Origin of the sequence: Actinospica sp., from assembly GCF_035552695.1 — a bacterium.
Lineage (GTDB): Bacteria > Actinomycetota > Actinomycetes > Streptomycetales > Catenulisporaceae > Actinospica.
In genome coordinates this window covers 1-17,222 of record NZ_DASZKT010000142.1, presented here as the reverse complement: position 1 = coordinate 17,222, position 17,222 = coordinate 1, and the positions used below count along the sequence as shown (strand labels likewise).

The window sequence follows — 17,222 nt, the reverse complement described above, 5'->3', positions numbered from 1 at the left end:
ACAACGTCTTCCGCACGCTGTCCTACTTCGACGGCGTCAACTTCGCGGCCCGCGCGAACGCGCCTGCGCACTACGCGGTCGCGCTGATGGACGACGTGTGCCCGCCCTCGACGGTCTTCGCGTCCTACAACCACTACGCCGGGCCGAAGGACATCGTGGTCTACCCGTACAACGGGCACGACGGCGGCGGCCCCTTCAACGACCCGACCGCGCGGGAGTACCTCGCGAAACTCAGCCGGTGAATTCGAGCCGCGCCCGGTCGCTGACCGGCCGGTAGCCGATGCGCTGGTAGAGCCGATTGCTGACGGGGTTGGCGAGGTCCGTGAACAGCAGGACCTCGCCGGCCCCCTGCGCCTGCGCGGCCCGCGTCGCGGCGATCGTCGCGCCCGCCGCGTAGCCGTGTCCACGCAGTTCCGGCGGCGTGTACACCGGCCCGATCCGGCTCATCCCGGCGACGATCGGGGTGTGCCCGGCGAGCGCCACCGGCGCGCCCGATTCGTCGGCCCAGAGCCAGAAGATCCCCTCGGCCACGCGCCCCTCGGCCATCAGCAGAGCCATCCCGCGCGCATCCGCCGGAACCGAGTGCTCGACCTCGTCCCAGAACCGCTCCATGTAGCCGGCGATGAGCTCGACGTCGTCGTCCGTAGCGAGCCTCGGCTTTCCGGCCGGAACCGGGTCCGCCGCGACGAGCTCGTCCAGCCGATAGAGCCGGAACCGCTCCAGGACGCGCGGCTCGCTACCGGTACGCGCGGCCCACGCCGCGATGAACGGGGCTTCGCAGGACATCGGCAGGTTGATCTCGCGTCCCTCGAGTCCTGATCCGGGATCGGCGATGAGGTCTACGAGTCCTTCGATGCTCTCGGGCGGCACGTCGGTCAGGACGAAGGGGTAGGGCGGCGTGCGCAGCAAGGCCCCCGTCGCGGATCCGGCGGCGTCGTACCAGGTCAGCAACTGCGGATCGCGCTCGCCGAATGCGTACGGACCTTCGGTCCTGAGTCGGTCGATGACCGTCAGCAGCAGGGTGTTGCGTACCGGCTCGGCGGCCAGAATCCGCACCGTCGTACGCAGGAACTCCTCGACGCTCTCCGCGGCGACCCACTGGTTCAGCGGCATCGTCTCAGCCTTCCAGCAGGCCGTTGATCACGCCGTAGTCGAGGCCGCCGAGCACGGATTCGTACGTGCCGGTCGCCAGCAGTTCGCGCCCGGCCCGATCGACCAGCGCGTACGCCGCCTCGGCGACGACCGCGCCGAGGCTGACCCGCGCGACACCGAGCCTGCCGAGCTCCGCGACGGACAACCCGCCCGGCCGGCCGCCGACGTTCACCGGAGCGTCGATCCCGGCTGTCAGCGCGGCGATCGTCTCCGGGTCTCCGGCGCCGAGCACGAACACGCCGGTGGCCCCGGCGTCCAGATACGCGCGGGCGCGGCTGATCGTCTCCGCGAGGCGACCGGATTCCTCGCCCACGCCGCAGAGGAACACGTCGATCCGGGCGTTGATGTACAACGGAATCCCGGCACTCTCGGCCGCCGCCCGCGCCGCGGCGAGCCGCTCGGCCTGTTCGGCGATCGGTCGCAGCGCGACACCCGAATCGGCGGGAGAGGGGTGTGCATCCTCGATGTTCACGCCGACCACGCCGGTCTCCAGCACGCGCGCCACCGTGTCGGCCACGTCGGCGGGCGTGGCTCCGAAGCCGCTCTCGATGTCGGCGGTGACCGGCAGCCCGTCGCTCGCCGCGACGATCCGCCGCAGCAGTTCGAGCATCAGGTCCCGGTTCACGTGGTTGCCGTCCGCGGCACCCAGCCCCCACGCGACGCCGGCGCTCGTGGTCGCGATCGCGGAGGCACCCGAGGCGGCCACGATGCGCGCACCGGCCGCGTCCCAGATGTTCGCCAGAGCGAGCGGGGCGGCGGGATCGTGCAGGGCGCGGAAGCGGGTGGCGAGTTCGTGCAGCGGGCGCTCAGTCGTCATACGCGCATTGAATCAAGCTTTCTGCGGTTGCGCCGGTGTTTTCCCGGCATGATCGCGAGCCGTGCCGTAGACCTCGCCCACCAGGCGCATCGACTGGCCGATCTCACGCAGCGCGGCGGCGACTGCCTGCTCTGACTCCCGCGCGGCGACGACGGCCATCGGTGCGGCGCACGCACGCAGCGCGTCGACCGCGTCCGCCGGATGCCTGCCGTCGCGGCGACGCAGTCGATAAAGCCTGCGGTGCGCGATGAAGGAGGGGGCGACAAGTTCCAACTGCGCGAGGTTTTCGGCGAACCGCTGGTGGTGCAGGGCGAATTCCGCGGGCGCGTCCTGTGCCGCTTTCCGGGCGTCCCCGAGTGCGGCCATGCAGCCCCTGACGCGGCGGCCGAGTACGTGCGAGCTCTTCACCGGCAGAACGAACCAGGCGACCAGGACCGCCAGCGCGCCGCCGATCACGATCTGCAGCAAGCGCTCGCCGATCAGACCGACATTCCCTTCGCCGAAGTAGCCCTGCAGGAGCGAGAGCACGGACGTCACGCAGCCGGCCCAGTAGGCGTAGCTGATCGTGCGTAGCCAGCCGCCGACGACAACGGTGACCAGGATGATGACGACCGCGGTGTTGTCGTGCGCCGGCAGCAGCCCGGAAATGAGCGTGGCCACGATCGTGCCGAACCCGGCTCCCGCGATGCGCAGCAAGCACTTGTGCACGACGTCGCCGCGGCCCCGGTTGCCGCTGTTCACGATGAACGCGGTCAGCACGATCCAGGTCCAGTGCGGGTCGAAGACCGTGCGCCCGATGACGAACGCGAGCGCGAGGGAGAGCGTCATCTGCACCGCCATGCGCGTGCTCGCGGGAATTCGCTGGCTGCTCTGGGTCGGCCTGGCGCCCTGATGCGGAGCTGCCGGCGGACTCTCGACGAATCCGGTCCGTTCCGCCCCCGCCTGCGTCACCCACACCCAGGCATAGGCGACGAGCGCCGCGACCGCGCTCCACATCATCGAGCGCAAGGTCGAGGACGACTGGCCCGGCAGCACCGGCACCGGCGTGATGAGCAATGCGATGAACGGCAGCGCGATCAGCGTGCCGAGCCGCGTCGGTAGACCGCCGAAGCGGCGCATCCAGATCGAAAGGCCGATCGCCGCCGTGAACAGCGTGTCGGCGACGTTCGGGTGCTGCACGAACAGCCGCGCCACCTCGTTGCACCCGATCGAGATGAGCGGCAGCGTGACGAGCGCGAACAGCCGGTTCCGCAGGCCGCGGTTCCGCTGCGTGCGGCCGAGGGTCATGCCGAGGACGGTGGTCAGCACGACGATCGTCGGCCCGAGATGCTGGAGACTGTCCAGCAGCAGGCCGGAGCCGAAGCAGAGCAGCAGCGTGCCGGCCTGCACGATCGCAGGCCGAAGATTATTACGCAATGCGTACGATATGGAGGGCATACTCACGGTGATTCCCCTCGTTTGGCCGCCTGTCCCTCCTCGTAATAGTAAGAGATAGCGTAGTAATATGACCAGTGAGTTCGACGCGGAGCTCATCGCCCAGGTCCGGCGCGGCGCATCCCGGCTGGCCCGGCGGCTGCGGCTGGAACGTCCCGCGGATTCGATGCCGGGCAGCAGGCTCACCGTGCTCGCCCACCTGCGCCGCTGGGGACCCGCGACGCCGGGGGAGCTCGCCGCGTCCGAACGTCTGCAGCCGCAGTCGCTGACCCGGGTCATCGCCGACCTGGAGGCCGAGGAGCTGCTGACGCGGCGGCGGGACGAGCGGGACCGCAGGCAGTACGTCCTCGAGATCACGGACGCGGGACGATTCGCCCTGGCCAGGGACATGGAGACGCGCGACGAGTGGCTCGCGCGGGCGATGCGGGACCTGACCGAGACCGAGCGTCAGGTGCTCTACCTGGCCGGAGGGCTGATGGATCGGCTCTCCGGCCTCGGCATGTCAGCCCACCAGGTACTTCGCGTTGCCGACGAGGGCGGGGCCGAGCGTGAGGAGCTGGGTCTCGGCGAGCAGCATGACGATCAGGCCGAGTGAGATGAACGCGAACGAGGATTTCAGCAGCTTGCGGCGCCCGGCGACCACGGCGAGGCAGATTATGGCCCAGGGCAGGAAGGCGAGCGCGTAACGCCCTGAGATGTCGAGGAAGTACTCGTTGCTGCCCATGAACACCTGCGCCTCGACTACCAGCGCCACCGACGCGATGCCGACGAACGTGGCGGCGCCGAGCATCCAGCCCCAGGAGCGGGCCCGGCTGGCGGTCATCACCATCAGCGGCGCGCCGACCAGAACCGCGCACAGCAGCGTCGCCCAGATCGACACCGTTTCGCCGTTGATCGAGTCCGGCAGCCAGTACGAGGTCGTCAGGTTCGTGAAGGTGCCGAACGTGTTGCTCAGCAGGTCGCCGGCCTTCGAACCGGTCAGCGCGTCGCCGTTGACCAGGTTGGGATTGACCCAGTCGGCCACGCCCCGGCCGTCCTGGAACTTGGTCCAGCCGAGGTAGACCAGCCCGAAGCCGGCCCCGATGACGACGCTGATCGCCAGCGGGCGCACGGCCGAGAGCCAGCCGGGACGGTTGCGCCGCTCGCGGTAGAGGATGCCGAGCGCAAGGAAGAACGTGACCCCGCCGACGACCAGCATCGGCAGGCCGTTGAGCACCTTCGTCCCGGTGGCGAACACCGTGGCCAGGAGCGGGACGATCAGCCCCATGCGCTTGTCGACGAGGATCCGGGCCAGCACGTACAGCGCGAGGGCCCCGCACAGCGCGGCAGGCGCGTCACTGGTGATCTGGCTGGTCGAGGCGAGCACGCCCGGGCACAGCGGCAGCAGCGCGGCCGCGCCCAGCGCGTACGGCCAGCTGATCCGGAACCGGCGCGCGGCCAGGTAGAGCACCAGCATCGCGGCGAACAGCCACATCGCGCCGAGGTCGCGCCCGACGGTGATGAAGTTGTGCGTGCCGGGAATCACCCCGCTGATGACGCGGTCGAGAATCCCGGTGACGAAGTAGTACACCGGCGGGTCGCCGAAGGTGTAGATCTGCGAGGTGGTCTGGAAGGTCGACGCGTTGAACCCGGTGCAGACCGGGGAGCCCGTGCTGGCGTACAGGTCGTGGCAGTACCACTCGTAGCGGATCTCCTTGGGCGTGAGCTCGCCCTTGTACGGGATGTTGAAGTGCGCGATGTCGTAGAGGTACCCGGCGTGCACCGGCTCGTCCGTGATCGACATCTGCGGCCCGTTCGCCACCGCGATGATCACGAGCGCGATCGCCAGGCAGGCCAGCACGAGCGAGACCAGCATCAGTCGCCGCACCGGATCTCCGCCGAGCGTGCGCTGATCTCCGGCCCGCGGGCTCGAGGTCGCTCTGGCCCGCCAGGCCGTGATCGTTCCCAGAAGTGTCATCGCCCAGCCTTCAGCACGTAGTTGCGCGGAACGTTAAGGCCGTCGGCTTAAGTAAACATTAGGACCCGTTTGCGACACGATTCCGTATCAGGGCACAGCTGACCTGCCGCGGAACGAGGCCGCGGCGTACTGATCGGGCCGATGCCCGAGGCGGGGGCAGTACCCGCCGAGGCCAAGGCGCGTCCACCGACGTCAAGCCCTTACAAGCCTCCGCCCCCGATTCTGCACGCCCCCGTCCGGAACCACCAGACCGAACCGCAAAAGATCACCCGAAATTCGCGTGAGCGATCACATGAGCAATCACGAGGTCGACTGCGAAGTCATTGAAGAGAAGCGCTGCTAAAGCACGCGCTGGCCCTTGCCGAGGGCGATGATGCCGTTGGCGGAGGCGTGGTAGAGCTCGCGGTCGCGTTCGGGGTTGACGCCGACGGTGGCGCCGGGCGGGACGACGATGTTCTTGTCGAGGATGGCACGGCGGACTACGGCGCCGCGGCCGATGCGGACGTTGTCGTGCAGGATGGAGCCCTGGACGACGGCGCCCTCCTCGACGATGACGCCGGGGGACAGGACCGACTGCGTGACCTGGCCGGTGATGATGCAGCCGGGGGCGACCATGGACTCGCTCGCGATGCCTCCCGCGACGAACTTGGCGGGCGGTCGCTGGACGGTGTGGGTGTAGAGCGGCCACTCGTGGTTGTAGAGGTTGAAGACCGGGTGGATCGAGATCAGGTCCATGTGCGAGTCGTAGTACGCGTCCAGGGTGCCCACGTCGCGCCAGTAGCCGTGGTCGCGTTCGGTCTCGCCGGGGACGTGGTTCTGGTCGAAGTCGTAGACCTGGACATGGCCCTCCTCGGTGAGCATGGGCAGGATGCTGCCGCCCATGTCGTGCACTGAGGCGTCGTTGTCGGCGTCCTTGGTGAGCGCGTCGATGAGGACCTTGGTGCTGAAGACGTAGTTGCCCATCGAGGCGTAGACCTGCTCCGGATTGTCGGGCAGGCCGGGCGGGTCGGTGGGCTTTTCGAGGAACCGGTCGACCTGCATGCCGTCGGACGCCGTGGTGATGACGCCGAAGGCCGAGGCCTCGGTGCGCGGGATGCGGATGCCGGCGACGGTGGCTCCGGCGCCGCTCTCGATGTGCTGGCGGACCATCTGGCGCGGGTCCATGCGGTAGACGTGGTCGGCGCCGAACACGACGACGTAGTCGGGCTGCTCGTCGTAGATGAGGTTGAGCGACTGGAAGATCGCGTCCGCGCTGCCGAGGAACCAGCGCGGGCCGAGCCGCTGCTGCGCGGGGACCGGCGTGACGTAGTTGCCGAGCAGGTTCGACATGCGCCACGTGGTGGTGATGTGCCGGTCGAGCGAGTGCGACTTGTACTGCGTCAGCACGCAGAGGCGCATGACGTCGCCGTTGACGAGGTTCGACAGCACGAAGTCCACCAGCCGGTACATGCCGCCGAAGGGCACGGCCGGTTTGGCCCGGTCGGCGGTGAGCGGCATCAGCCGCTTGCCTTCGCCGCCGGCGAGCACGATACCCAGGATCGAAGGTCCGCCACGCATGCGCCGCCCCTTTAGGTCCGCAGCTCCGGCGGCCGCTGCGACCGCCGGTAGGTCGTCACTTCCGCAGGATCTCCTCGTACACCGCCACCGTTCGGCGGGCGATCGCATCCCAGCCGAACTCGCGCACCGCGCGCTCCCGGCCGGCCTGGCCCATCCGCGCGGCCAAGGCCGGATCGGCTATCACGCTGTCGATTGCCTCGGCGAGGGAACGTTCAAACGCGGCCGGGCCCGTTTCGTCGTAGGGGACGAGGCGGCCGGTGACGCCGTCCGCCACGACCTCGGGGATTCCGCCGACGGCCGAGGCGACGACGGGGGTGCCGCAGGCCATGGCCTCGAGGTTGACGATGCCCAGCGGCTCGTAGACCGACGGGCAGGCGAAGAGCGAGGCGTGGCTGAGGAGCTGGATCACTTCGGGGCGGGGGAGCATCTCGGGAATCCAGACGACTCCGTCGCGTGATTGCTGGAGTTCGTCGACGAGGCCGCGGAATTCCTGGTCGATCGCGGGGGTGTCCGGCGCGCCCGCGCAGAGTATGAGCTGCACTTCGGGCGCGAGGGAGCGGGCCGCGCGGAGCAGGTGGGGGACGCCCTTCTGGCGGGTGATGCGGCCGACGAACAGCACGTAGGGGCGGCTCGGGTCCACGCCGTGCTTGATCAGCGCGTCGGTCTCGGCGGCCGGGCGGTAGAGCTCGGTGTCGATTCCGTTGTGCACGACGTGAACTCGGGCTGGGTCGAGCGACGGGTAGCAGCTGAGGATGTCCTCGCGCATGCCGTTCGACACGGCGATGACCGCGTCGGCGGCCTCGATCGCGGTGCGCTCGGCCCAGCTCGAGAGCGCGTAGCCGCCGCCCAGCTGCTCGGCCTTCCAGGGCCGCAGCGGTTCGAGCGAGTGCGCGGTCATGACGTGCGGAACGCCGTAGAGCAGCTTGGCGAGGTGCCCGCCCATGTTGGCGTACCACGTGTGCGAGTGGACCAGTTCGCGATCGGATACCGCCGCCGTCATGCGTAGATCGATCGACAGGCTGCGCAACGCCTCGTTCGCGTCGGATAGCGCCGGATCTGCTGCGTGACGGTGGACTCCGGCGTCGTCCTGGGCCGGCCGCGCGCCGGCCCAGGCGTGCACGCTCACGTCGGCCAGGGCCCGCAACTCGCGGGCGAGGAACTCCACGTGAACACCCGCGCCGCCATAGACGTCGGGAGGGAACTCCCTGGTCAGCAAGCCGATGCGCACGGGCCCTCCGGTCGTTCGAAGCAAGCTGCGGAGCACGGTTAGGGAGAACATAGCGGAGCGCGGCGGTCTGGGCTACGTACCAATATCGAGTTACTTGTTAGTGACTAGTAACATGGCCGCATGGCGGCGACGGTGACCAAGAAGATGACGGCTGATCAGCGGCGGGCGCAGATCCTGGCCATCGCGGCGGAGGAGTTCGCGGTCGGCGGTTTGCACGGCACGTCCACCGAGACGATCGCGCGGCGGGCCGAGATCACGCAGGCCTACGTCTTCCGGTTGTTCGGCTCGAAGAAGAACCTTTTCATCCAGGTGGTGAGGGCCGCGTTCGATCAGCTCGCCGACGGGATGCGGGATGCGGCGGGGGACGCGTCGGGGATCGAGGCGTTGGCGGCGATGGGCAGCACGTACGACGCGCTGCTCGCCAACCGCACGGCGCTGCTCCTGCAACTGCAGGGCTTCGCCGCGGCGAGCGAGCCGGAGGTGCGCGACGCCGTGCGGGAGAGCTTCTCGCGGATGTGGCACACGGTCTCCGAGACGACCGGGCTCGATGCGGTGACCGTCAAGTCGTTCCTGGCGTTCGGGATGCTGCTCAACAACGGCGCCGCGTTGCAGGTGCGGGATACGGACGAGCCGTGGGCGCTCGGCGTGCGAACGCGCATCCAGCCGGGGCTGTTCGAGCACATCACCAGTGAGACGAACCGATGACTGTTGGAACCGTGGCTGTCGACAGGCGGGTAAGGGCTCTGCCGGGCACGTTGCTGTTGATCGCGCTGGTCGTCGCGATCGCGGGAAGCCTGGGGTCGCCGCTGATTACCAGCGTCGCCACCACCTTGCACGTCTCGCTGGCGGCGGCTCAGTGGACCCTGACCGTCACGCTGCTTACCGGGGCGGTGGCGACGCCGGTGCTCGGCCGGCTGGGGACCGGGACGCGGCGGCGGCCGGTTTTCCTGGGGACGCTCGGAGTGGTTGTGGTCGGCAGCGCGTTGGCGGTGCTTCCGCTGCCGTTCGGGGTTCTGCTGGTGGGCCGCGCGGCGGTGGGCTGCGGATTGGCGATGGTTCCGTTGCTGATGGCCGCTGCCCGCGAGCATCTCGACAAGGACCGTGCCGCGTCGACGATCGCGATGGTCTCGGTGGCCTCGACGGTCGGCGTTGGTGTCGGCTACCCGCTGGCCGGATACCTGACCGACGTCGGCGGTATTCGGGCGGCGTACGCGGTGGGGCTCGTGTTGACCGCGGCCGCCTTCGTGGCGGCCGTTCGCTCCTTCCCCGACTCGGCGCAACCGGCCGCGCCCGCGCCGGATGCGATCGCGAGTGCGCTCCTTGTGGCAGGCCTCATCGTGCTGCTGCTGATTCTGGGTGAGCCTGCTCTGTTGCAGCGGCATCTGGGCGTGGCCGGTGCGCTTGCGCTGATCGCCCTCGTGCTGCTTGCGGGCTGGGTGTGGCGAGAACGGGCGCTGGCCGATCCGCTGGTCAACCTGCGTCTGCTGCGGCATCGCGCCGTCGCGGGGGCGAACGCGGCCATGCTCGTGGCCGGCGCGGGGATGTACCTGCTGCTCAGCTGCATCACGCGGTACGTCCAGACGCCGCACAGCGCGGGTTACGGGTTCGGCCTGAGCACGTTCACCGCGGGCCTGTTTCTCGTGCCCTTCTCCGTGCTCGGATTCATCGCCGGGCGTATCAGTCCGCGTGTTCGCACGAGATTGTCATCGCACGCGCTGCTGATCATTTCGACGGCGGTCGTGCTCGCGGCGTTTGTCGTGTTCGCCATGGTGCGCGGCAACCTTGCGGGGCCGCTCGTCGCGATGTCGCTGCTGGGGTTCGGGGTCGGGGCGTTCTCCGCCGCGATGCCCGCCGTCATTCTCGATGTGACGCCCGCTCAGGAGACGGCGAGCGCGATGGGCGTCAATCAGGTCGTGCGGAGCATCGGGTTTTCGGTGGGAAGCACGCTCAGTGCATTGATTTTGGCGGCGTACACGGCTGGCGGTGCGGTTTTCCCCAGCAGCCAGGGGTATGCGACGGCGGCGTGGATCGGCGTGGCCGTCACGGCGCTCGCGCTGGTGATCGCGGCTACGAGTCGAGCCAGGCCAGCGCGGCGATGACCAGCGCCTCCACACCCGTACTCAGCGTCGGCTCGATCAGCGGCGCGAAGTGCGGCGAGTGGTTGGCCGGGAGCTTGTCGATGCTGTTCTCCGCCAGGGCCTTGAACACGACGTCGGGTTCGATGCCGCCCCAGAACCAGAAGACCGTCGGCACGCCGATCGCCGCGCCGAACACGCCGACGTCCTCGCTGGCCGTGACCGGGGGCATCGGCAGGATGCGCTCGGGGCCGAAGTGCTCGGTGAACGCGGCCAGCGTCGTCGCCGTCGCGTCCGGATCGCTGACCAGTAGCGGGGCGCTCTCCTCCCAGGCGATGTCGGGTTCCTGGACGGCGGCGCTGGCGGCGGACTCGGCGCGCACGATGCGTTCGATCGCCTCCATCACGAGCGTGCGGGTGTGCTCGGCGGCGGAGCGGATGTTGATGCCGAGTTCGGCGCTGTCCGGGATGATGTTGGGCTTGTTCCCGGCGCTGAGCCGTCCGACGGTGACGACCGCCATCTCGGACGGCGACACCTCGCGCGCCACGATTCCCTGCAGCCGCGTGACCACGTTCGCCGCCATGAGCACCGGGTCGACCGAGGCCTCGGGCCGCGAACCGTGGCCGCCCCGGCCGTGCAGGGTCACGTTCACGGTGTCCGACGCGGCCATCAGCGGCCCGCTTCCGTACCCGATGAAACCGGCAGGCAGCGGCGCGACGTGCTGCCCGAGCACGATCGACGGCTTCGGGAAGCGGGAGAACAGCCCGTCGTCGACCATGTCGCGCGCCCCGCGCGCCAGTTCCTCCGCCGGCTGGAAGACGATCAGCAGCGTGCCGCTCCACTCGCCCTTCGCCGAAGCGAGCAGCGACGCGGCGCCGATCAGGCAGGCGGCGTGCATGTCGTGCCCGCAGGCGTGCATCACCGGCACCTCGCGGCCGTCCTTGTCGGTGGCGCGGACCTCGCTGGCGTACGGCAGGCCGGTCTTCTCCCGCACCGGCAGCGCGTCGAAGTCCGCGCGCAGCATGACGGTCGGCCCCGGCCCGTTGCGCAGCACGCCGACCACGCCGGTGCCGCCCACCTGTTCGGCGACCTCGTAGCCCGAGGGCCGCAGCGCCCGAGCGAGCAGCGCCGCCGTGCGCGTCTCCTGGAGCGACAATTCCGGGTGCTGATGCAGGTCGCGGTAGAGATCCGCGAGCTCTTCCCGGATCGCGGCCAGACCTTCGATCACCATGAGCGCAACGTTATCGCCAACGCGTCGGTCAGGGCGCTTCGAGGCCGCCGTCCGGACGACGGACGTTCGCGGCCCAGCGCTCGTGCAGGAACTTCGTCGGCGGGAACCGGTCCGCGGCCTTTTCGTCGAGGTCCACGCCGAAGCCGGGCTCCGGCGACGGGGTCAGGTAGCCGTCCCGGACGACGGGCGTGCCGGGGAAGACCTCGTGCGTGGCCTCGTTATAGGTATGCGACTCCTGATAGCCGAACGCCGGCGTGGAAACGTCGACGGCGAGGTTCGCCGCGACGCCGACCGGCGAGATGTCGCCGGGGGAGTGGAAGGCCGTGCGCACACCGAGCAGTTCGGCGAGGGCGACCAGCTTGCGAGTGGGCGTGAGGCCGCCGATCGAGGACGTGTGCAGCCGCAGCAGGTCGACGCCGCCCTCGTGTACCAGCCGCGCCGCGTCGGTGACCGAACCGATCTGCTCGCCCACCGCGATCGGCACCGGCGAGGCCTCGCGGACCTCCGGCAGCCGGTGGTAGTGCTCCGGCGCGATCACGTCCTCGAGGAAGGAGAGCCGGTACGGTTCGAGCGACCGGGCGAGCACGATCGCCTGCTTGGGCGTGAGGCGGCTGTGCACATCGTGCATGAGGCTGATCTTCGCGCCGAGCCGTTCGCGCGCCGCCTCGAAGAGCTTCGGCGCGTCGGCGAGGTACTGATTCACGTCCCAGCCGTCGGGGAACGGCGAACGCGGGTAGCCGCCGCGCGTGCCCGGCGCTCCGTAGGTGCCGAGCCCGGGACCGCCCAGCTGGATCCTGACATGCCGGTAGCCCTCGGCGATCAGCGCCTCGGCCCGGTCGAGTGCTTCGGCCGGCGTGGCCCCGGACGCGTGCGAGTACACCTCGACGGCGCTGCGGCTGCGACCGCCGAGCAGCTCGTAGACCGGCATTCCGGCACGCTTGCCCGCGATGTCCCACAGCGCCTGGTCGACGCCGGAGAGCGCGTTGTTCAGCACCGGTCCGTTGCGCCAGTACGACGAGTAGTGAATCAGCCTCGTGATGTCCTCGATGTCGGCCGGGTGCCGGCCGACGACCAGCGGGCCCACGTGCTCGTCGACCGCGGCCGCGACCGCCGCGTAGCGCTGGGTGAACGTCGCGCAGCCCAGGCCGTAGAGTCCGGGATCCGAGGTGTCCACGCGCACGACGACGAGCGGGGCGCCCTCCGGTGCGGTGACGATGGCGCGCACCGCGGTGACGCGCAGCTTGTCGCGCGCGGGCCACGGCGGCTGGGCCTGCGGCAGACCTCCGTCGGCTCCGAGCAGTCGATTCGGGCCATCCGCTGGCTGCGGCGTGTTCACAGTGCTCACTCCTTCGTGGCGACGACCCGCAGGTGAGCGCGGGAGAACCTGCGGGCGTTGACGGTTACGGGCAGCACGATCCGCTCCGGGGTCGCGTTCGCCTCGGCGGCGGTGATCCGCCGGTCCAGCAGGCGCATCGCGCGCTCGCCCATCTCGCGCGAGGGCAGCGAGACGGCGGCGACGGTGAGCGGCAGCACGTCGAAGGGCCCCGCGTCGTCCATTCCGGCGAGGTCCACGTCGCCGGGGATGTCGAAGCCCATGGCCACGAGGTCCTGCGCCGCGCTGGCGAGCACGTAGCCGTTGGCGCACAGCAGGACGCTCGGCGGCTGCGGTCCGCGGAGCAGTTCGGCGAGCCTGGCCCGGCGCTGGTCCGGCTCGAGCGTCGAGTAGGGGCGCAGCACGGTCAGATCCGGGCGAGCGGGAATCCCGTGCCGGCGCAGCGCTTCGAGGTGCCCGGCGAGGCGGTCGCGCACGCTGGTGACCTCGGTCTCGTCCCAGAGCGTCGCGATGACGCTGTGGCCGGACGCGATCAGCTCCCCGGTCAGGTCGTGGCCCGCGCTGAAGTTGTCGACGAGGACGGCGTCGGTGGCGATGTCGGGCAGGTAGCGGTCGACGAGCACCAGCGGCACGCCGCGACGCTGGGCCTCGGCGTAACCGCGTCCGGCCGAGGACCGCGGCCCGGCATAGGCGATGATGCCGCTCACTCCGTGGTCGAGCGCGGCGAGCAGCGCGCGCTCCTCGCGGTCCGCGTCGCCCTCGCAGTGGTTCAGGAAGAGCCGGTATCCGAGCTCCGCGCAGGCGGATTCGACTCCGCCGAGCAGGTTCGCCACATGCGGACCGTGGTTCTGCAGCACGCACGCGACCGACCCGTCCCCGGCCGCGGGTCGGTGCGGCGTGCGCGGGGCGACGAAGGTGCCCAGGCCGCGGCGGCGTACCACGTACCCCTCGGCGACGAGATCGTTCAGTGCGCGGACCGCCGTCGCGTGGCTGACGCCGTAGTCCTCGCAGATCTTGCGCTGCGTCACGAACGGCACCTCCGGCGAGAACCGTCCGGCCTCGATCGCGGCTATCAGCTCCTGCTTCACCTGCTGATAGCGCGGGATGCGGGGTGCGTCGGGTTGACTTGCCACGCCGTGACTTTAGCAGCACAAGCTCCAGCAGATAAAGGCTTGACATGTTAAATGCCGCGACTAGCATCCGGCCCTGTGAAAGTTCTGGTCACCGGCGCCGCCGGAACCCTCGGACGTGAGGTTGTCAGGCATTTGAGATCGCGGGGCTGGACGGTGCGGGCCGACGACCGCGTGCCGCTCGATCCGGGCGAGGCCGACGAGGTGAGCAGCGGCGATCTGCTCGACCCGGAGCGGGTGCGCGGCATCGTCGCGGGCATGTCGGCCGTCGTGCACGCCGCCGCGATCCCCGCCCCGATGCTCGGCAGCGAGCAGGAGATCTTCAGCAACAACGTGATGTCCGCCTACCAGGTGCTCGACGCCGCGGGGCGCGCGGGCGTGCCGCGGATCGCGTACATCTCCAGCCTCTCGGCCCTGGGGTTCGCGTACTCCGCGCACGGCATTTCGCCCGAGTCGTTTCCGGTCACCGAGGAGCACCCCTGCCTCGCCGAGGACGTGTACGGGCTCTCGAAGTCCCTGGGCGAGGGGATCGCGCGGACGGTCGCGCTGCGGTGGGGGAGCACGGTCGTCAGCCTGCGCTTTCCGTTCCTCGGCCACGGCGAGCGGCTGCGGCACCATCTCGACTACGTGCAGGCCGATCCCCGCAACGACAGCCGTGGTCTGTGGGCGTGGCTGGACACGCGAGACGCGGCGCGCGCGATCGAGGCCGCGCTCACGCGTCCGCTGACCGGCCACCACGTCGTCCAGGTCGTGGCTGACGACTCGACGTCGCCGGTGCCGACCGCCGAACTGCTGCGGGGGTATCACCCGAACAGCGTGCTGACGGAGCCGATCAAGGGCTGCGACACGACGTTCTCCACGGTGCGCAGTCGCGAACTTCTGGACTTCACGGCGATCCACGGCTGGCGAGACCTGGCTGGAGAGGAGTAGACGGTGAGCGACGAAAAGCAGCCGGTGCTGCGCGTCGGCATGGTCGGCTACGGGTTCATGGGGAAGGCGCACTCGCAGGCGTGGCGGAATGCCGCCCGGTTCTACGATCTCCCGTCGAAGCCCGAGCTGACCGCACTGTGCGGCAGGTCTTCGTCGGCGGTGGCCGCGGCGGCGGAGACCTATGGATTCGCGGGCTGGGAGACCGACTGGGAACGCCTGATCGCGCGCGATGACATCGATGTCGTGGACATCTGCACGCCGGGCGACTCGCATGCGGAGATCGCGCTGGCGGCCCTCGAAGCGGGCAAGCACGTGCTCTGCGAAAAGCCGCTCGCCAACACGGTCGAGCAGGCGCGTGAGATGGCGGCCGCGGCCGAGCGCGCGGCGGAGCGCGGCCGGCACTCGATGGTCGGCTTCAACTACCGGCGCGTCCCCGCGCTCGCGCTGGCCCGGCAGCTGATCGCCGACGGCCGCCTGGGCACGGTGTACCAGGTGCGTGCCCAGTATCTGCAGGACTGGATCGTCGATCCCGAGTTTCCCCTGGTATGGCGCCTTCAGGCCGAGAAGGCGGGTTCCGGCGCGCTCGGCGACCTCGGCGCGCACAGCATCGATCTCGCGCAGTACCTGACCGGCCAACGGATCACCGGTGTCAGTGCCCTGTTGGAGACGCTCGTGCCGGAGCGGCCGCTGCCCGGAGCGTACAGCGGCCTGTCGGCCGCCGCCGACGCGGGACACGTCGAGCGCGGCCGCGTCACCGTCGACGACGCCGCGCTGTTCACGGCGCGCTTCGAAGCCGGCGCGGTCGGCGTGTTCGAGGCGACGAGGTTCGCGACCGGCCACAAGAACGCCATGCGGATCGAGGTCAGCGGTTCCCTCGGGAGCGTGGCGTTCGACTGCGAGAGTCTCAATGAGCTGTCGTACTACGACGCCACGATGGATCCGGAGATCGCCGGGTTCCGCAGGATCCTGGTCACCGAGCCGGGCCATCCGTACCTGGCCGCCTGGTGGCCGCCGGGTCACCTGATCGGATACGAGCACACCTTCACCCACGAGATCAAGGATTTCGTCGAGGCGCTGGCCTCCGGAACCCGGCCCGAGCCGTCGTTCGCGGACGGCCTGCAGACGCAGCTCGTGCTCGCCGCGGTGGCGCAGAGCGCGGCCAAAGACAGTACGTACACCCTTGTTGGAAGGCAGTCCCAGCCATGACCCGTCCCGTTACGCTGTTCACCGGCCAGTTCGCGGATCTTCCGCTGACAGAGGTCTGTCGCCTCGCCTCGGACTGGGGCTACGACGGACTCGAGCTCGCCTGCTGGGGCGACCACTTCGAGGTCGACAAGGCGCTTGAGGACGACTCCTACCTGCCCGGGCTCCGGGACACCCTCGAGAAGCACGGACTGCGGGTGTGGACGGTCTCCTGCCACCTGACCAGCCAGGCCGTCTGCGACCACCCGATCGACGAGCGGCACAAGGCCATCCTGCCCGCGCGCATCTGGGGCGACGGCGAGCCCGAGGGCGTCCGCCGACGTGCCGCCGAGGAGATCAAGGCCACCGTGCGCGCCGCCGCGGCCTTCGGCGTGAACACGGTCGTCGGCTTCACCGGCTCCTCGATCTGGCACACGATCGCGATGTTCCCGCCGGTGCCGCCGGAGATGATCGACCGCGGATTCGCCGACTTCGCCGAGCGCTGGAATCCCATCCTCGACGTCTGCGACGAGGTCGGCGTCCGCTACGCGCACGAGGTGCACCCGAGCGAGATCGCCTACGACTACTGGACGACTCAGCGTGCGCTCGAGGCGATCGGCCACCGTCCGGCGTTCGGCCTCAACTTCGACCCGAGCCATTTCATGTGGCAGGACCTCGACCCGGTCGGCTTCCTCTACGACTTCCGCGACCGCATCTACCACGTCGACTGCAAGGAATCCGTTCGCCGGCTGAACGGCCGCAACGGCCGCCTCGGCTCGCACCTGCCGTGGGGCGACCCGCGGCGCGGCTGGGACTTCGTCTCGACCGGTCACGGCGACGTGCCGTGGGAGGCGTGCTTCCGCATGCTCAACTCGATCGGCTACGACGGCCCGATCTCGGTGGAGTGGGAGGACGCGGGCATGGACCGGACGGTCGGCGCGCCCGACGCCCTCGCGTTTGTCAGGAAGCTGACGCAGATCGAGCCGCCGGCGGCGTCCTTCGACGCCGCCTTCTCCAGTTCCAACCAGTGAGCAAGAACCCTCATACTGGTGGCCGAGGCCCAGCCGGATCGGGGCCGCTGTTCAGCTGACCGCGGGGGGCTCTAGAACAGTTCGCCTACTGCGAACTCGTCGCGACGGCCGTCGGTCCAGGTCGCGGCGAGCTGCTCTCTGACCACCGTCACCTGGACCGGCACG

16 protein-coding genes are annotated in these 17,222 nt (G+C 69.8%); 7 read left to right on the top strand and 9 right to left on the bottom strand.

The window, feature by feature from the left end:
• Nucleotides 1-242, top strand: a 242-nt coding sequence (locus tag VG296_RS18110; protein WP_325567046.1) for an acetylxylan esterase, incomplete at its 5' end; no start/stop codon positions are given.
• On the opposite strand, the gene VG296_RS18105 is transcribed toward VG296_RS18110, so the two are convergent.
• From VG296_RS18105 to VG296_RS18095, 3 genes are read right to left on the bottom strand one after another with little or no spacing between them, the layout of a single operon-like run.
• Nucleotides 232-1,113 (bottom strand): GNAT family N-acetyltransferase, encoded by an 882-nt coding sequence (locus VG296_RS18105; protein ID WP_325567044.1) that lies wholly within the window; start codon nt 1,111-1,113, stop codon nt 232-234. The genes VG296_RS18110 and VG296_RS18105 overlap by 11 nt on opposite strands.
• A gap of 4 nt (nt 1,114-1,117) precedes the next feature.
• Complete coding sequence (locus VG296_RS18100; protein ID WP_325567042.1) at nt 1,118-1,969, bottom strand: isocitrate lyase/phosphoenolpyruvate mutase family protein; 852 nt, start codon at nt 1,967-1,969, stop codon at nt 1,118-1,120.
• 12 nt (nt 1,970-1,981) lie between these two features.
• Nucleotides 1,982-3,502, bottom strand: coding sequence for an FUSC family protein (locus VG296_RS18095; RefSeq protein ID WP_325567040.1), 1,521 nt, complete (start codon nt 3,500-3,502; stop codon nt 1,982-1,984).
• Between VG296_RS18095 and VG296_RS18090 the strand changes: the two genes are divergently transcribed.
• Nucleotides 3,474-3,998, top strand: a complete 525-nt coding sequence (locus VG296_RS18090) for a MarR family winged helix-turn-helix transcriptional regulator (protein ID WP_325567038.1) — start codon at nt 3,474-3,476, stop codon at nt 3,996-3,998. The two genes, VG296_RS18095 and VG296_RS18090, sit on opposite strands and share 29 nt — an antisense overlap.
• Here VG296_RS18090 and VG296_RS18085 read toward each other — a convergent pair.
• The 3 genes from VG296_RS18085 to glgA form a co-directional block, all read right to left on the bottom strand.
• Complete coding sequence (locus VG296_RS18085; RefSeq protein ID WP_325567036.1) at nt 3,906-5,360, bottom strand: hypothetical protein; 1,455 nt, start codon at nt 5,358-5,360, stop codon at nt 3,906-3,908. The two genes, VG296_RS18090 and VG296_RS18085, sit on opposite strands and share 93 nt — an antisense overlap.
• 339 nt (nt 5,361-5,699) lie before the next feature.
• Nucleotides 5,700-6,917: a glucose-1-phosphate adenylyltransferase gene (gene glgC / locus VG296_RS18080; protein WP_325567034.1), complete on the bottom strand. Its 1,218-nt coding sequence runs from the start codon at nt 6,915-6,917 to the stop codon at nt 5,700-5,702.
• Between the two features lie 55 nt (nt 6,918-6,972).
• Nucleotides 6,973-8,139: a glycogen synthase gene (gene glgA, locus VG296_RS18075; protein ID WP_349259611.1), complete on the bottom strand. Its 1,167-nt coding sequence runs from the start codon at nt 8,137-8,139 to the stop codon at nt 6,973-6,975.
• 150 nt (nt 8,140-8,289) lie between these two features.
• Between glgA and VG296_RS18070 the strand changes: the two genes are divergently transcribed.
• Together VG296_RS18070 and VG296_RS18065 are read left to right on the top strand one after the other, a co-directional pair.
• Nucleotides 8,290-8,850, top strand: coding sequence for a TetR/AcrR family transcriptional regulator (locus tag VG296_RS18070; RefSeq protein WP_349259610.1), 561 nt, complete (start codon nt 8,290-8,292; stop codon nt 8,848-8,850).
• 11 nt (nt 8,851-8,861) lie between these two features.
• Nucleotides 8,862-10,244, top strand: a complete 1,383-nt coding sequence (locus VG296_RS18065) for an MFS transporter (RefSeq protein WP_325567027.1) — start codon at nt 8,862-8,864, stop codon at nt 10,242-10,244.
• On the opposite strand, the gene VG296_RS18060 is transcribed toward VG296_RS18065, so the two are convergent.
• The 3 genes from VG296_RS18060 to VG296_RS18050 form a co-directional block, all read right to left on the bottom strand.
• Nucleotides 10,213-11,451 carry an amidohydrolase gene (locus VG296_RS18060; protein ID WP_325567025.1) on the bottom strand — a complete coding sequence of 413 codons (1,239 nt, stop codon included), beginning with the start codon at nt 11,449-11,451 and terminating at the stop codon, nt 10,213-10,215. The genes VG296_RS18065 and VG296_RS18060 overlap by 32 nt on opposite strands.
• A gap of 28 nt (nt 11,452-11,479) precedes the next feature.
• Nucleotides 11,480-12,730 carry an enolase C-terminal domain-like protein gene (locus tag VG296_RS18055; RefSeq protein ID WP_349259609.1) on the bottom strand — a complete coding sequence of 417 codons (1,251 nt, stop codon included), beginning with the start codon at nt 12,728-12,730 and terminating at the stop codon, nt 11,480-11,482.
• A gap of 62 nt (nt 12,731-12,792) precedes the next feature.
• Complete coding sequence (locus tag VG296_RS18050) at nt 12,793-13,917, bottom strand: GntR family transcriptional regulator (protein ID WP_325567021.1); 1,125 nt, start codon at nt 13,915-13,917, stop codon at nt 12,793-12,795.
• A 75-nt stretch (nt 13,918-13,992) separates the two neighbouring features.
• Between VG296_RS18050 and VG296_RS18045 the strand changes: the two genes are divergently transcribed.
• From VG296_RS18045 to VG296_RS18035, 3 genes are read left to right on the top strand one after another with little or no spacing between them, the layout of a single operon-like run.
• Entirely contained in the window at nt 13,993-14,844 is an 852-nt protein-coding gene (locus VG296_RS18045) for an NAD-dependent epimerase/dehydratase family protein (RefSeq protein WP_325567019.1), read from the top strand.
• A gap of 39 nt (nt 14,845-14,883) precedes the next feature.
• Nucleotides 14,884-16,050, top strand: coding sequence for a Gfo/Idh/MocA family oxidoreductase (locus VG296_RS18040; protein WP_349259608.1), 1,167 nt, complete (start codon nt 14,884-14,886; stop codon nt 16,048-16,050).
• Nucleotides 16,047-17,057, top strand: a complete 1,011-nt coding sequence (locus VG296_RS18035) for a sugar phosphate isomerase/epimerase family protein (RefSeq protein ID WP_325567015.1) — start codon at nt 16,047-16,049, stop codon at nt 17,055-17,057. Before VG296_RS18040 ends, VG296_RS18035 begins: the two co-directional genes overlap by 4 nt.
• Nucleotides 17,058-17,222: the final 165 nt, after the last annotated feature.

What these genes read in the sequence shown, in the direction of transcription:
- VG296_RS18105 (WP_325567044.1), bottom strand. Translation starts at nt 1,113, where the DNA reads ATGCCGCTGAACCAGTGGGTCGCCGCGGAGAGCGTCGAGGAGTTCCTG.
- VG296_RS18100 (WP_325567042.1), bottom strand. Translation starts at nt 1,969, where the DNA reads ATGACGACTGAGCGCCCGCTGCACGAACTCGCCACCCGCTTCCGCGCC.
- VG296_RS18090 (WP_325567038.1), top strand. Translation starts at nt 3,474, where the DNA reads ATGACCAGTGAGTTCGACGCGGAGCTCATCGCCCAGGTCCGGCGCGGC.
- VG296_RS18095 (WP_325567040.1), bottom strand. Translation starts at nt 3,502, where the DNA reads ATGAGCTCCGCGTCGAACTCACTGGTCATATTACTACGCTATCTCTTA.
- VG296_RS18085 (WP_325567036.1), bottom strand. Translation starts at nt 5,360, where the DNA reads ATGACACTTCTGGGAACGATCACGGCCTGGCGGGCCAGAGCGACCTCG.
- glgC (WP_325567034.1), bottom strand. Translation starts at nt 6,917, where the DNA reads ATGCGTGGCGGACCTTCGATCCTGGGTATCGTGCTCGCCGGCGGCGAA.
- VG296_RS18070 (WP_349259610.1), top strand. Translation starts at nt 8,290, where the DNA reads ATGACGGCTGATCAGCGGCGGGCGCAGATCCTGGCCATCGCGGCGGAG.
- VG296_RS18060 (WP_325567025.1), bottom strand. Translation starts at nt 11,451, where the DNA reads ATGGTGATCGAAGGTCTGGCCGCGATCCGGGAAGAGCTCGCGGATCTC.
- VG296_RS18040 (WP_349259608.1), top strand. Translation starts at nt 14,884, where the DNA reads ATGGTCGGCTACGGGTTCATGGGGAAGGCGCACTCGCAGGCGTGGCGG.
- VG296_RS18035 (WP_325567015.1), top strand. Translation starts at nt 16,047, where the DNA reads ATGACCCGTCCCGTTACGCTGTTCACCGGCCAGTTCGCGGATCTTCCG.